Origin of the sequence: Oricola nitratireducens, from assembly GCF_014904745.1 — a bacterium.
GTDB lineage: Bacteria > Pseudomonadota > Alphaproteobacteria > Rhizobiales > Rhizobiaceae > Oricola > Oricola nitratireducens.
Map to the genome: position 1 here is coordinate 378201 of NZ_JACZCS010000001.1, position 12363 is coordinate 390563.

11 protein-coding genes are annotated in these 12363 nt (G+C 63.3%); 6 read left to right on the forward strand and 5 right to left on the reverse strand.

Annotated elements, in window-relative coordinates; genetic code table 11:
* Positions 1 to 6: 6 nt before the first annotated feature.
* Positions 7 to 651 carry a LysE family translocator gene (locus IG169_RS01880; RefSeq protein WP_193174437.1) on the reverse strand — a complete coding sequence of 215 codons (645 nt, stop codon included), beginning with the start codon at positions 649 to 651 and terminating at the stop codon, positions 7 to 9.
* 87 nt (positions 652 to 738) lie between these two features.
* On the opposite strand from IG169_RS01880, the gene IG169_RS01885 reads away from it, so the two are divergent.
* Both IG169_RS01885 and IG169_RS01890 read left to right on the forward strand, forming a co-directional pair.
* Positions 739 to 1497 (forward strand): phosphatase PAP2 family protein, encoded by a 759-nt coding sequence (locus IG169_RS01885; protein WP_193174438.1) that lies wholly within the window; start codon positions 739 to 741, stop codon positions 1495 to 1497.
* Between the two features lie 87 nt (positions 1498 to 1584).
* Entirely contained in the window at positions 1585 to 2811 is a 1227-nt protein-coding gene (locus tag IG169_RS01890; protein ID WP_193174439.1) for an argininosuccinate synthase, read from the forward strand.
* 6 nt (positions 2812 to 2817) lie between these two features.
* Here IG169_RS01890 and IG169_RS01895 read toward each other — a convergent pair whose 3' ends face one another.
* Together IG169_RS01895 and IG169_RS01900 are read right to left on the reverse strand one after the other, a co-directional pair.
* Entirely contained in the window at positions 2818 to 4068 is a 1251-nt protein-coding gene (locus IG169_RS01895; protein WP_193174440.1) for a multidrug effflux MFS transporter, read from the reverse strand.
* On the reverse strand, positions 4065 to 4529 hold the full coding sequence (locus tag IG169_RS01900) for a MarR family winged helix-turn-helix transcriptional regulator (RefSeq protein ID WP_343225538.1): 465 nt from the start codon (positions 4527 to 4529) through the stop codon (positions 4065 to 4067). The genes IG169_RS01895 and IG169_RS01900 overlap by 4 nt, the downstream gene beginning before the upstream one ends.
* 175 nt (positions 4530 to 4704) lie before the next feature.
* Between IG169_RS01900 and IG169_RS01905 the strand changes: the two genes are divergently transcribed.
* Positions 4705 to 6747 carry a M3 family metallopeptidase gene (locus IG169_RS01905; RefSeq protein ID WP_193174442.1) on the forward strand — a complete coding sequence of 681 codons (2043 nt, stop codon included), beginning with the start codon at positions 4705 to 4707 and terminating at the stop codon, positions 6745 to 6747.
* 6 nt (positions 6748 to 6753) lie between these two features.
* On the opposite strand, the gene gnd is transcribed toward IG169_RS01905, so the two are convergent.
* On the reverse strand, positions 6754 to 7734 hold the full coding sequence (gene gnd, locus IG169_RS01910) for a phosphogluconate dehydrogenase (NAD(+)-dependent, decarboxylating) (RefSeq protein ID WP_193174443.1): 981 nt from the start codon (positions 7732 to 7734) through the stop codon (positions 6754 to 6756).
* A 147-nt stretch (positions 7735 to 7881) separates the two neighbouring features.
* Here gnd and IG169_RS01915 point away from each other — a divergent pair, with 147 nt between their 5' ends.
* Positions 7882 to 8970, forward strand: a complete 1089-nt coding sequence (locus tag IG169_RS01915; protein ID WP_193174444.1) for a site-2 protease family protein — start codon at positions 7882 to 7884, stop codon at positions 8968 to 8970.
* On the opposite strand, the gene IG169_RS01920 is transcribed toward IG169_RS01915, so the two are convergent.
* Complete coding sequence (locus IG169_RS01920; RefSeq protein ID WP_193174445.1) at positions 8967 to 9209, reverse strand: hypothetical protein; 243 nt, start codon at positions 9207 to 9209, stop codon at positions 8967 to 8969. The genes IG169_RS01915 and IG169_RS01920 overlap by 4 nt on opposite strands.
* 173 nt (positions 9210 to 9382) lie before the next feature.
* On the opposite strand from IG169_RS01920, the gene typA reads away from it, so the two are divergent.
* A complete protein-coding gene (gene typA / locus IG169_RS01925) occupies positions 9383 to 11203 on the forward strand; it encodes a translational GTPase TypA (protein ID WP_193174446.1) in 1821 nt (606 codons plus the stop codon).
* Positions 11204 to 11416: 213 nt separating this feature from the next.
* The gene (locus IG169_RS01930) at positions 11417 to 12220 is read left to right on the forward strand and encodes a hypothetical protein (RefSeq protein WP_193174447.1); all 804 of its coding nucleotides are present in this window, start codon (positions 11417 to 11419) and stop codon (positions 12218 to 12220) included.
* Positions 12221 to 12363: the final 143 nt, after the last annotated feature.

Here is a 12363-nt window from a genome sequence, read left to right on the forward strand (position 1 = left end):
TGATCCCTAGCGCGACTGGGTAAGCAGGATCTTCACCGCGAAGGCGGAGAAGACGCTGGCCATCAGCCAGTCGATGACGCGGGTGACGACCGGCTTTTGCCTGAGCGTTGCCGACATCCAGCCGGCGGCCAGCACCATCGCGGAGGTGATCGGTATGGCGATGACCATGAACAGTGCGCCGAGGAAGAAGAACTTGCCGGTCGCATGCGGATCGCCGGCGGCGACGAATTGCGGCAGGAAAGTCATGAAGAACAGGATGATCTTCGGGTTGAGCAGGTTGATGCCGATGCCGGTCAGGAAACTGGCGCCGACATGCGGCGCCTGCCGTTTTTCCGTCTTCATCGTCAGCGAGGAACCGTTGCGGATCGCGTCGATGGCGAGCCAGACGAGGTAGCCAGCGCCGACGACCTTGAGTGTGGCGAAGGCGGCGGGCGCGGCGACGATCAGCGCCGACAGGCCGAGCGCGACCATGGACGTATGGATGGCGACGCCGGCATAGGCGCCGAACATGCAGGCGAAACCGGCGGCGCGGCCCTGGCTGAGCGTCCGCGACAGGAACAGCGTCATATCGGGTCCGGGCGTGATCGCGAGGACGATCGCGGCGACGGAAAATGCGGCCAGCGTCGGCCAATCGGGAATGAAGACAGGCATTGCGGCGTGATCTCGTTTGCGTCGATGCGCCCGGACTTGCAGGGTGTGGCGCACCATGCCACAGGGAACGCCGAACCAACAAGGACCGTGACACTCTTGCCGATACCGCGCGCCAACAATCCGTTCGGGCCGCTCGCCGATCCGCTCGTCGCTACCGTCGCGGCGGCAGTGTGGTTCGTGCTGCTGCTGCAGTTCCGCCTCGCGCCGCAGCTGGATCTCGCGGTGTCAGGCTGGTTCTTCGATTCGGCCGCCTGCGCGGCGACCGAGCGGGCCAACGGCATGGGCTGTTCGGGTTTCCCGTTCGCCGGCACGCCGGTCCTCTACAGCATTCGCGAAATCCTCCATCCGTTGCCGGCGATTCTCGGCATCATCGCCCTGATCGTGCTGGCGGCCGAATTATGGGCGGGACGGCGCTGGCGCAATGCCGCCGTGCGGCTGAAGACGGTGCTGGTGGCGGCCCTGATTCTCGGACCCGGTCTGATCGTCAACGGCGTTCTGAAGGCGCATTGGGGCCGTCCGCGGCCGTGGATGACAGAGGATTTCGGCGGCTGGCTCGCTTTTGTCGAGGCGGGCACCAGGACCAGTCTTTGCGCGTCGAACTGTTCCTTCGTCTCCGGCGAGGCGGCAGCAGCGGGATGGCTGATGTGTATCGCTTTGCTACTCGCCGTTCATCGCTACGTCTGGTCGGCGCTTGCCGTCGGGGTGGTTGCCGTCGCCATGGCCGTGCTGCGCGTCGCCTTCGGCGCGCACTATCTTTCCGATGCCGTTCTCGGCTTCACCATGACCATCGTGATCTTTCTGGTTCTGGCCGCATTCGCCGAATGGACGGTGGCGCGGCAGCGCTAATCAAAGCAAACCGCTTGCACCGCCGCGCAAACGCAATATGGTGCGCGCGATTTTCCCAATCCCGCAATCGACTGGAACAGAAGCGAAATGAGTGCCGCAAAGAAAGACGTCAAAAAGGTCGTGCTCGCCTATTCGGGCGGACTCGACACTTCCATCATTCTGAAATGGCTGCAGACCGAACTCGGCGCCGAAGTCGTGACGTTTACCGCCGATCTCGGACAGGGCGACGAGCTCGAGCCGGCGCGCAAGAAGGCCGAGATGCTCGGCATCAAGGAAATCTATATCGAGGATTTGCGCGAGGAATTCATCCGCGATTTCGTCTTCCCGATGTTTCGCGCCAACACCGTCTACGAGGGCGTCTACCTGCTTGGCACGTCGATCGCGCGGCCGCTGATTTCCAAGCGCCTCGTCGAAATTGCCGAGGAAACCGGCGCCGACGCCATCGCGCATGGCGCCACCGGCAAGGGCAACGACCAGGTCCGTTTCGAACTGTCGGCCTATGCACTCAATCCGGACATCAAGGTGATCGCGCCGTGGCGCGATTGGACCTTCAAGTCACGCACCGACCTGATCAATTTCGCGCGGGATCACCAGATCCCGGTGCCGAAGGACAAGCATGGCGAGGCGCCGTTCTCGGTCGATGCAAACATGCTGCACTCCTCTTCCGAGGGCAAGGTGCTGGAAGATCCGTGGATGGAAGCGCCGGAATATGTCCACATGCGCACCGTCTCGCCGATGGACGCGCCAGACGAGGCGACCGAGATCGAAATTGAGTTCAGGAACGGCGACGCGGTCGCGCTGAACGGCAAGGCAATGTCGCCGGCGACCCTGTTCGCTGCGCTGAACGATCTCGGCCGCGACAACGGCATCGGTCGGATCGACCTCGTTGAAAACCGATTCGTCGGGATGAAATCGCGCGGGGTCTACGAGACGCCGGGCGGCACCATCCTGCTCGCCGCTCACCGCGCCATGGAATCGATCACGCTCGACCGTGGCGCCATGCACCTGAAGGACGAATTGATGCCGCGCTACGCGGAACTGATCTATAACGGCTTCTGGTTCTCGCCGGAGCGCGAGATGCTGCAGGCGGCGATCGACCACAGCCAGAAGGATGTCGAGGGCACGGTCCGTCTGAAGCTCTACAAAGGCAATGTCATAACCACCGGCCGCAAGTCGCCGAAATCGCTCTACTCGGAAGAGCTTGTCACTTTCGAGGACGATCGCGGCGCTTACGACCAGAAGGACGCGGCGGGCTTCATCCGGCTCAATGCGCTACGCTTGCGCACGCTGGCGGCGCGCAAGCGCAACAGCTGACAGCGACTATTCCGCCGGCGCCGGTGTCACCGGCGCGGCGACCTCCTGCGGCATCGCCTCGCCGCGGGCCAACCTTGCCTCGACGCGCCGGTAGAACAGATAGGCGATGATGCTGACCGCGCCCATGGCGGGGATCACGATGGAAATCGAGGCCACCGGCGAACCGATCCAGGCGCCCACCGTTCCGCCGACCAGCCCCGAGCCTACTTGGAAGAAGCCGGTCAGTGACGAAGCCTGGCCCGCAATATGCGGAAACGGGCGCATGCCCGCCATCAGCAGGTAGGGCATGATCATCGCCACGCCGAAGGACATCAACGCTACCGATCCCATTACCGTCAGCAGCGACGGCCCGAACACATGCGGCGCAATCGCCATCGAAACGCTTCCGGCGAAGATGAAGCAAAGGCCGGGGGCGACCGCCTGGCGCGGCGTCATCCAGCGCATCATCACACGAAACGCCACCGATCCCAGGAAGAACACGCCCGACTGGCACAGCATCGAGAAACCGAACTGCATCGGCGTCATGCCGATGACATCGATCATCACGAAGGGCAGCATCGTCGCCAGGGCATAGAAGATGCCCGCCCCGAAGGCGACAGAGATGGCCGAGGTCATGAATTCGGCGCTGCGAAGAAGTTCTCCGTAAGAGCGCGCGATCCTGCCTGGGCGGAACCGTGACGGATCGGGTACGATCGTCTCCTTCAACGCGAACAGGCCGATCGCGCCGATGCCTACCCCGAAGAGCAGCATCAGCACGAACACCGCATGCCAGCCGGCGACCGCGACCGTGAAGCCGCCGAGCGCCGGCGAGATCGACGGCGCGACGGCGAGCATGATGCCGACGAGATTGAGAATGCGCGCACCGGCGTCGCCGGGAAAGAGATCGCGCACGATGGCGCGCGAAACGGTCACGCCGATCGCCGCGCCGATGCCCTGCACAAGGCGGGCGGCGATCAGCACATGGACGTTCGGCGCCAGCGCCGCGCCGAGGCTTCCGGCGATGTAGATCGCGATGAAGACCAGCGTCGACAAGCGCCGCCCGAATGAGTCGGCGACCGGCCCGGCGGCGAGCTGGAAGAACGCGAAGCCGGCGAAATAGGCGGTCAAAGTCGCCTTGATCACGGCGGGCGTCGTCTGGAACGCCTCGACGAGTTGCGGCATGGCCGGCGTGTAGAGCGCCATGGAGATGGGGCCGAGCGCCACCAGGACGGACGAAATCAACGTCGTGCGCCGAACGCTCATGATCGGGGCTGTCATTGCGGGTCCACCTCCGCCGTCTCGGAGGTCAGAAGGCCGTAGAGATTGGCGCGCACCTGCTTGAGCGCTTCCATCATCGTGTCGCGCTCGGCCGGGGCGAGGCCGGCAAACGATTGCTCGCGGATGGCCGCGGTTTGTTCGAGAATGCGGTCGATCAGTTTCTTCGCGGTCTCGGTTGCGACGACATTCTTGGCGCGCCGATCATCGGGATCGGGCGCGCGAGTGACGAGGCCCTGCTTTTCCAGCTTGTCGATGTAAACACATGCCGTCATCGGCTCGATGCCGAGGCGCTCCGCGATCTGGCTCTGCCGCGCGCCTTCCAGTGCCGCGATATGGAGCAGCGCGCGCGCCTCGCCCGGTGTGATGCCGAGGCCGGCGCTCGCAATGCGCTTCTCCAGCATCGCGCGCGTCATGCGCGCGATGTCGGTCACCATGAAGCCGAATGTCTCGGAATCGATCACGGGCAAGGTCTTTCATAAGTCATGCATATAATAAGTCCGACTTACTATATTTCCGGGGTCTGTCAAGCGCCGCTTTCGTTCTTCGGCGCCGGATCGCGAGAATGCATCTTGGAAACCGCGCATTCATCGCCTAGCTGAAACAGCAAACCATTTCCCGATCCCGCAAGGAGCCTCTATGACCGCGACTGCCACCATCTCGCCGCTGACCGACTGGACCGGCCCGCATGGCCTTCCGGATTTCACGGCGATCCGCGACGAGGACTTCGAACCCGTCATCCGAGCGGCCTTCGATGCGCATCTGGCCGAGATCGAGTCGATCGCCGCCGATCCGGCCGAGCCGACATTCGAGAACACGGTGGAGGCGCTGGAAAGGGCGGGCGAGAAGCTGTCGCGGGTGTCGGCGATCTTCTTCAACCGCGCCGGTTCGCACACCAACGATACGATTCGCGCGGTCGAGCGCACGGTGTCGCCGCTCTATGCGCGCCACCGCACCGCGGTTGCCATGAACAAGCCGTTGTTCGCCCGTGTCGACGCGCTGTGGAAAAAGCGCGATGCGTTCGGCCTGACGACGGAACAATACCGCGTGCTGGAACGGCGCTGGAAGGGTTTCGTGCGCTCCGGCGCGGCGCTGGAGGGCGCGGCGCAGAAACGCTTTGCCGAAATCACCGAGCAGCTGGCGACGCTCGGCACGCAGTTCGGGCAGAATGTGCTCAAGGATGAATCCGACTGGGTCCTGTTTCTCGAGGACGAAGCCGATCTCGAGGGCCTGCCGGGCTGGCTGGTCGATGCGCTCGCCTCGGTTGCCGAGGAGCGCTGTCATCCCGGCAAGCATGCCGTCAGCCTGTCGCGCTCGATCGCCGATCCGTTCCTGACCTATTCGACGCGGCGTGATTTGCGCGAAAAGGTCTACACTGCATGGTCCGCGCGCGGCGAAAACGGCGGCGAGACCGACAATACAAACGTTATCGCCGAGACACTGGCGCTACGCCAGGAGCAGGCGGCGCTGCTCGGTTACGAGACCTATGCCGCCTACAAGCTCGACGACACGATGGCCAAGACGCCGGGCAATGTGAGCAATCTGCTCGAAACCGTCTGGGAAAAGGGCGTTGCGCGCGCCGGGGAGGAAGCCGACGACATCGCGGAGCTGATCGCAGCCGAGGGCCACAATTTCGCGCCGGCGAAATGGGACTGGCGTTATTACGCGGAGAAAATCCGCCAGCAGCGCTTCGATTTTTCCGACGACGACGTCAAACCCTACATGCAGCTCGAAAAGATGATCCAGGCGGCGTTCGCGGTTGCGACGCGGTTGTTCGGCATCACTTTCCAGGAGGTGAAGGGTGCGCCGCTCTATCATCCCGACGCACGGCTGTGGGTCGTGAAAAACCCGGACGGCTCGCACAAGGCGCTGTTCATCGGCGATTATTTCGCGCGGCCCTCGAAGCGGTCCGGCGCGTGGATGAGCGGGCTGCAGAGCCAGTCGAAGCTTCTCGGCGAGCCGCCGATCATCCTCAACACGATGAATTTCGCCAAACCGCCCGCAGGAAAGCCGGCCTTCCTGTCCTTCGACGATGCGCGCACGCTGTTCCATGAATTCGGCCACGCGCTGCACGGCATGTTGTCGGACGTTACCTATCCGTCGGTTTCGGGCACCAGCGTCTCGCGCGACTTCGTCGAACTGCCCTCGCAGCTTTACGAGCACTGGCTGACGGTGCCGGAGGTGCTCAACACCTATGCGCTGCATGTCGAGACGGGCGAGCCGATGCCGAAGGAACTGCTCGACAAGGTGCTGGCGGCGCAGACCTTCAATGCCGGTTTCGAGACGGTCGAATACACCGCTAGCGCGCTGGTCGACATAGCCTATCACGCCAGGAAGAACGCTCCGGAAAAGCCGCTGGAATTCGAGGCGAAGGTTCTGGAGGATATTCGCATTCCCGACGCCATCGCGATGCGGCACCGCTCGCCGCATTTCCAGCACATCTTCGCCGGCGACGGCTATTCGGCGGGCTACTATTCCTACATGTGGTCGGAAGTGATGGATGCTGACGCTTTCGACGCCTTCGAGGAAACCGGCGATCCGTTCAACGCCGAGATCGCCGAGAAGCTGAAGACGCATATCTATTCGTCGGGCGGCACCGTCGATCCGGAGGACGCCTACAAGGCGTTTCGCGGCCGCCTGCCGACGCCGGACGCGATGCTGAAGAAACGCGGGCTGGTCTGATCCGGCCTATTTCTTCTCCAGATGTCCGCCGAAGGCGAAGCGCATCGAGGAGAGGAGACGGTCGGCGAATTCCGATTCGCCGCGTGACGTAAAGCGCTGGAAGAGCGCCGCCGACAGGACCGGAACCGGGACGCCGGTGTCGATCGCCGCATTGATCGTCCAGCGGCCCTCGCCGGAATCGGATACGCGGCCATCATAGCCGTCGAGGTTCGGATCCTGGCTTAGCGCCTGCGCCGTCAGGTCGAGCAGCCAGGACGAGATGACGCTGCCGTGGCGCCAGACCTCGGCGATGGACGCGACGTCGAGATCGAAACGGTAATATTCGGGATGGTCGAGCGGGGTGGTCTCGGCATCGGCGTCGCGGTCCCGCGCGCCGGCATTGGCCGCTTTCAGCAGGTTCATGCCCTCGGCATAGGCCGCCATCATGCCGTATTCGATACCGTTATGGACCATCTTGACGAAGTGCCCCGCGCCGGCCGGGCCGCAATGCAGATAGCCGCGCTCGGCGGGGGTTTCGCCTTCTCCGCCCGGTGCGAGCGCTGCAAAGACGGGGTCGAGCCGCTGCACGGCTTGCCGGTCGCCGCCGATCATCAGGCAGTAGCCGCGATCCAGCCCCCAGACGCCGCCGCTGGTCCCGACATCGACGAAGTGGATGCCGGATGCCTTGAGCCGTTCATCGGCGTCAACGGCCTCGCGGTAGGGAGAATTGCCGCCGTCGATGATGATGTCGTCCGGCGCCATCAGGGCGGCGAGGCTGTCGACCGTCTTTCCGACGATCGCCGCCGGCAGCATGATCCAGGCCGTGCGGGGCGGTTGCAGCAACTCAACAAAGCTTTCGAGGCTGTCGGCGCCTTTGGCGCCTTCGGCTTCAAGCGCGGCGACACTGTCGGGGTGAATGTCGTAGACGATGCATTCGTGACCGGCACGCAGCAGTCTGCGCACCATGTTGCCGCCCATCCTGCCCAGTCCGATCATACCGATTTGCATGCCGCCAAGTCCTTGCTGGTTTCCCGATCCAGTACCACTTAGATAGAAAGGGTCGCGTTGTCAGCCTTGCCGCAAGCCGGCTGGTCATCGCATCCCGGCCGGGACAAGCGAAAGCGGCGGCCGCCGCGCCAATCTGGAGTTCATGCGATGCAATGGTCATTTCCGGTCGCGAAGATTGCGGGAACCGAGATCCGCATTCACCTGACCTTCTTCCTGCTGCTGCTGTGGATCGGCATTGCGTATTACCAGCAGGGCGGCAGTTCGGCGGCGATAGAGGGCGTGGCGTTCATCGTCGCTGTCTTCGCCTGCGTCGTGCTGCATGAACTCGGCCATGCGACCGCCGCGCGGCGCTATGGCATCAAGACGCCGCAGATCACGTTGCTGCCGATCGGCGGTGTCGCGCAACTGGAGCACATGCCGGAAAAGCCGAGCGAGGAAATCGTCGTGGCGGTCGCCGGCCCGCTGGTGAATGTCGTCATCGCGGCCGTGCTGATCATTGCCTTGGGACGGTATCCCGACATCGCGACGATCTCGCAGATCGAAAACACGTCGCTCGGTTTTGTCGCGCGGCTTGCGGTGGTCAATATCGTGCTGGTGCTGTTCAACCTGATCCCGGCCTTTCCGATGGATGGCGGGCGGGTGTTGCGGGCGTTGCTCGCCATGCGGTATTCGCGCGTTCATGCCACCGAAATCGCGGCGCGCGTCGGCCAGGTGGCGGCCTTTTTCTTCGGTTTTCTCGGGCTTCTTTCCGGCAATGTCCTGCTGATCTTCGTGGCGATCTTCGTCTATGTCGCCGCCGCCTCGGAATCCCAGGCGACGAGCCTGCAGGCAATCGCCTCGAAGGTGAAGGTTCGCGACGCCATGATCACGCATTACGATGCGCTCGGTCCGGCCTCGACGCTGGGCGATGCGGCAGAGGCGCTGCTGCGCACGACGCAGCACGAGTTCCCCGTCGTCGATGGTGGCGGTAATCTGCGCGGCGTCCTGACGCGCGAAGGTATGGTGGCGTCGCTGCAGGAGCGTGGCCGGTCGGCGCCGGTGTACGAGGTGATGATCCGGGACATCCCGGTGATCGGCGAAACCGAAATGCTCGACGCCGCGTTCAAGCTCCTGCAGGGCGCGAACGCCCCGGCGGTCGGCGTGACGGACCGCGAGGGACGTCTCACGGGCTATGTGACAGCCGAAAACATAGGCGAACTGATGCTGGTTAGCGAGGCGTCCGGCAGAGCATCCTAGTCCGGGTAGCAGGCGAGCGGGATATCGGGCCAGCGCGCCAGGTCGCAGCCAGCGATCTGTCGCCGGGTTTCGAAACCCTTGCTGACCGGTCCGGTCACCATCGGGTCCACGCCGTAAGGCGCATCGGCGTAGGCCAGTTCGGCGGCGGTCGGGTTCGTGTCGGGCGCGGTCACGGCGTCGCCGGCAATTGCAACGGCCGCAGCAAGAGCCGCGGCGGACAGGATATGAAGTAATGCCATGGTTCGTTCTCCCGGAACGCAAACTGCGCCACCCGGGTTAACAATTCATTAGGCATTGGTTCGTGACGTCAAAACACGGACGGTCTTTCGCAATTGCGAAAAAGCCGGTATGAGCACCTCAACAACGCAATGCCGGGCCGAAGAGCCCGGCCTTTCATTTTCGGAATCAAGACATGGCAATCCGCAATATCGCGATCATCGCGCATGTCGATCATGGCAAGACAACGCTGGTCGACGAACTGTTGAAACAATCCGGTGTCTACCGGGAAAACGAGCGCGTGCAGGAACGCGCGATGGATTCCGGCGACATCGAAAAGGAACGCGGCATCACCATTCTCGCCAAGGCGACCTCGGTGGAATGGAAAGGAACGCGTATCAATATCGTCGACACGCCCGGACACGCCGATTTCGGCGGCGAGGTGGAGCGCATCCTGTCGATGGTCGATGGCGCGATCGTGCTGGTCGACGCCGCCGAAGGCCCGATGCCGCAGACCAAGTTCGTCGTCGGCAAGGCGCTGAAGGTCGGGCTCCGCCCGATTGTCGCGGTCAACAAGATCGACCGCTCCGACGCGCGCGCCGACGAGGTCATCAACGAGGTGTTCGACCTGTTCGCGGCGCTCGACGCCACGGACGAGCAGCTCGATTTCCCGATCCTCTACGGGTCCGGCCGCGACGGCTGGATGGCGCCAGAAACGGAAAAACCGGCCGACGCGTCGCTGGCACCGCTGTTCGATCTCGTCCTCGAGCATGTTCCCGAACCGACGGTCGCCGAGGGACCGTTCCGAATGATCGGGACGATCCTCGAAGCCAACCCGTTCCTCGGCCGCATCATTACCGGCCGGATCCATTCCGGTTCGATCAAGTCGAACCAGTCGGTCAAGGTTCTGTCTGGGGACGGCAAACAGATCGAAACCGGCCGGATCTCGAAGATCCTCGCCTTCCGCGGCCTGGAACGCCAGCCCGTCGAAGAGGCGCATGCGGGCGACATCGTCGCCATCGCCGGCCTGTCCAAGGGCACGGTCGCCGACACGTTCTGCGATCCGTCCGTGACCGAGCCGCTGCAGGCGCAGCCGATCGATCCGCCGACCGTGACGATGAGCTTCCTCGTCAACGATTCGCCGCTTGCCGGCACCGAGGGCGACAAGGTGACGAGCCGCGTCATCCGCGACCGGTTGCTCAAGGAAGCCGAGGGCAACGTGGCGCTCAAGATCGAAGAATCCGATTCAAAGGATTCGTTCTATGTCTCCGGCCGCGGCGAATTGCAGCTGGCCGTGCTGATCGAGACGATGCGCCGCGAGGGTTTTGAACTGGCCGTGTCGCGTCCGCGCGTCGTCATGCACAAGGACGAAAACGGAACGTTGATGGAGCCGATCGAGGAAGTCGTCATCGATGTCGACGAGGAGCATTCCGGCGTCGTCGTGCAGAAGATGTCGGAGCGCAAGGCCGAGATGACCGAGCTTCGCCCGTCGGGCGGCGACCGCGTCCGTCTGGTTTTCTATGCACCCACGCGCGGACTGATCGGCTATCAGTCGGAATTGCTGACCGACACCCGCGGCACCGCCGTGATGAACCGCCTGTTCCATGACTATCAGCCCTACAAGGGCGAGATCGGCGGCCGCACCAATGGCGTGCTGTTGTCCAACCAGCCCGGCGAGGCGGTCGCCTATGCGATGTTCAACCTGGAAGACCGCGGCCCGATGATCATCGAGCCCGGCGACAAGGTCTATCAGGGCATGATCATCGGCATTCACACCCGTGACAACGATCTCGAGGTCAACGTCCTCAAGGGCAAGCAGCTCACCAACATCCGTTCGGCAGGCAAGGACGAAGCCGTCAAGCTGACGCCGCCGATCAAGATGACGCTCGACCGGGCGCTGTCCTGGATCCAAGACGACGAGCTGGTGGAGGTGACGCCGAAGAACATACGCCTTCGCAAGACATATCTCGATCCCGTCGACCGCAAGCGCATGGAAAAGACGAAAGCCACCGCCTGAGCGCGGCGCAATCAAAAGGCGGAGGCACGTGCCTCCGCCTTTTTCGGTGCTGACAAGCCGACTTAACGCCGGCCGTTTACCTTACAGAATATTATATTTCAGCATACATACCCCGATTGACATGTATCAATGATCGGGAGGCGCTTCGCCGCTTGGATCGCGCAAGGGAGGAAGGGAATCGCCCCTGCCCCTACAGCGATCGAGGAGAAATTTATGATTCTGCTGAACAAAAAGAAAAAACTGCAAATCGCGTTGCTGACCGGTGTATCGGCTTTCGCCTTCCTGGTTGGCGGAATTTCCGTCGGAAGCCACAACCTGCTCGATCTGGGCACGCATACCGCGATCGCTGAAGGCAGCGGCGGCGGCAATGGCGGTGGCGGTAATGGCGGCGGCGGCAACGGTGGCGGCGGCAACGGTGGTGGCGGCCATGATGCCGACGGCGGCGATCATGGGTCGGGCGGTCAGGGCGGACGCCCCGACAATGCCGGTGAAGACTCGGACGGAAAAGGTCCGAAGGCCGGTCAGGCCGGCAAGGGTGATGGTGGCGGCAAGCCCGCCTGGGCCCAGGAAGGCATTCCGGAAGTCGAACTCGGCCGGCTGAGCGTCGCGCGCTCGCCCTCGAAGGTTCTCGCGCGCGCACTGGACGAAGTCCTCACCAACTGGGACCCGGCAACGGCCAATATCTACGATTTGAGCGCCAAGGCCTTCGCGGACTATGTTGCCGCCAACTGGGATTCGATCACCATCGTCGACTCGCCGCTGCAGAACCTGGCCATGCTGGAAGCTCTGTATGACGGCACGCTCAACCTGTCGTCCATGGGGATCAATCCGGCGAGCACAACCGATCTCGCCGCAATCTTCCTGGGCGTCGCATCGGACAAGACCGTTCCGATCAGCACCGACACCGTGATCGCGATCAACGTGATCATGGACCTCGGTCTCAACTCCGGCGAAATCGAGACCCTGGCTGACAAGGCCGAGGATGTCCGCGAAGGCGTTCTCGAAGGCCACGGCTGACGGCTGGCACAACCGGACCGATACAACCCCGGGCAATTGCCCGGGGTTTTTTATTCGCCGCGGCATAAACTCTGAGTTGAAAGTGAATTGCCCGATATTCGCACCGGGCCTATGCAATGCTGCCGACGTTTCCCGGAGTGCAG

What these genes read in the sequence shown, in the direction of transcription:
- IG169_RS01880 (WP_193174437.1), bottom strand. Translation starts at nt 651, where the DNA reads ATGCCTGTCTTCATTCCCGATTGGCCGACGCTGGCCGCATTTTCCGTC.
- IG169_RS01890 (WP_193174439.1), top strand. Translation starts at nt 1,585, where the DNA reads ATGAGTGCCGCAAAGAAAGACGTCAAAAAGGTCGTGCTCGCCTATTCG.
- IG169_RS01895 (WP_193174440.1), bottom strand. Translation starts at nt 4,068, where the DNA reads ATGACAGCCCCGATCATGAGCGTTCGGCGCACGACGTTGATTTCGTCC.
- IG169_RS01905 (WP_193174442.1), top strand. Translation starts at nt 4,705, where the DNA reads ATGACCGCGACTGCCACCATCTCGCCGCTGACCGACTGGACCGGCCCG.
- gnd (WP_193174443.1), bottom strand. Translation starts at nt 7,734, where the DNA reads ATGCAAATCGGTATGATCGGACTGGGCAGGATGGGCGGCAACATGGTG.
- IG169_RS01915 (WP_193174444.1), top strand. Translation starts at nt 7,882, where the DNA reads ATGCAATGGTCATTTCCGGTCGCGAAGATTGCGGGAACCGAGATCCGC.
- IG169_RS01920 (WP_193174445.1), bottom strand. Translation starts at nt 9,209, where the DNA reads ATGGCATTACTTCATATCCTGTCCGCCGCGGCTCTTGCTGCGGCCGTT.
- typA (WP_193174446.1), top strand. Translation starts at nt 9,383, where the DNA reads ATGGCAATCCGCAATATCGCGATCATCGCGCATGTCGATCATGGCAAG.
- IG169_RS01930 (WP_193174447.1), top strand. Translation starts at nt 11,417, where the DNA reads ATGATTCTGCTGAACAAAAAGAAAAAACTGCAAATCGCGTTGCTGACC.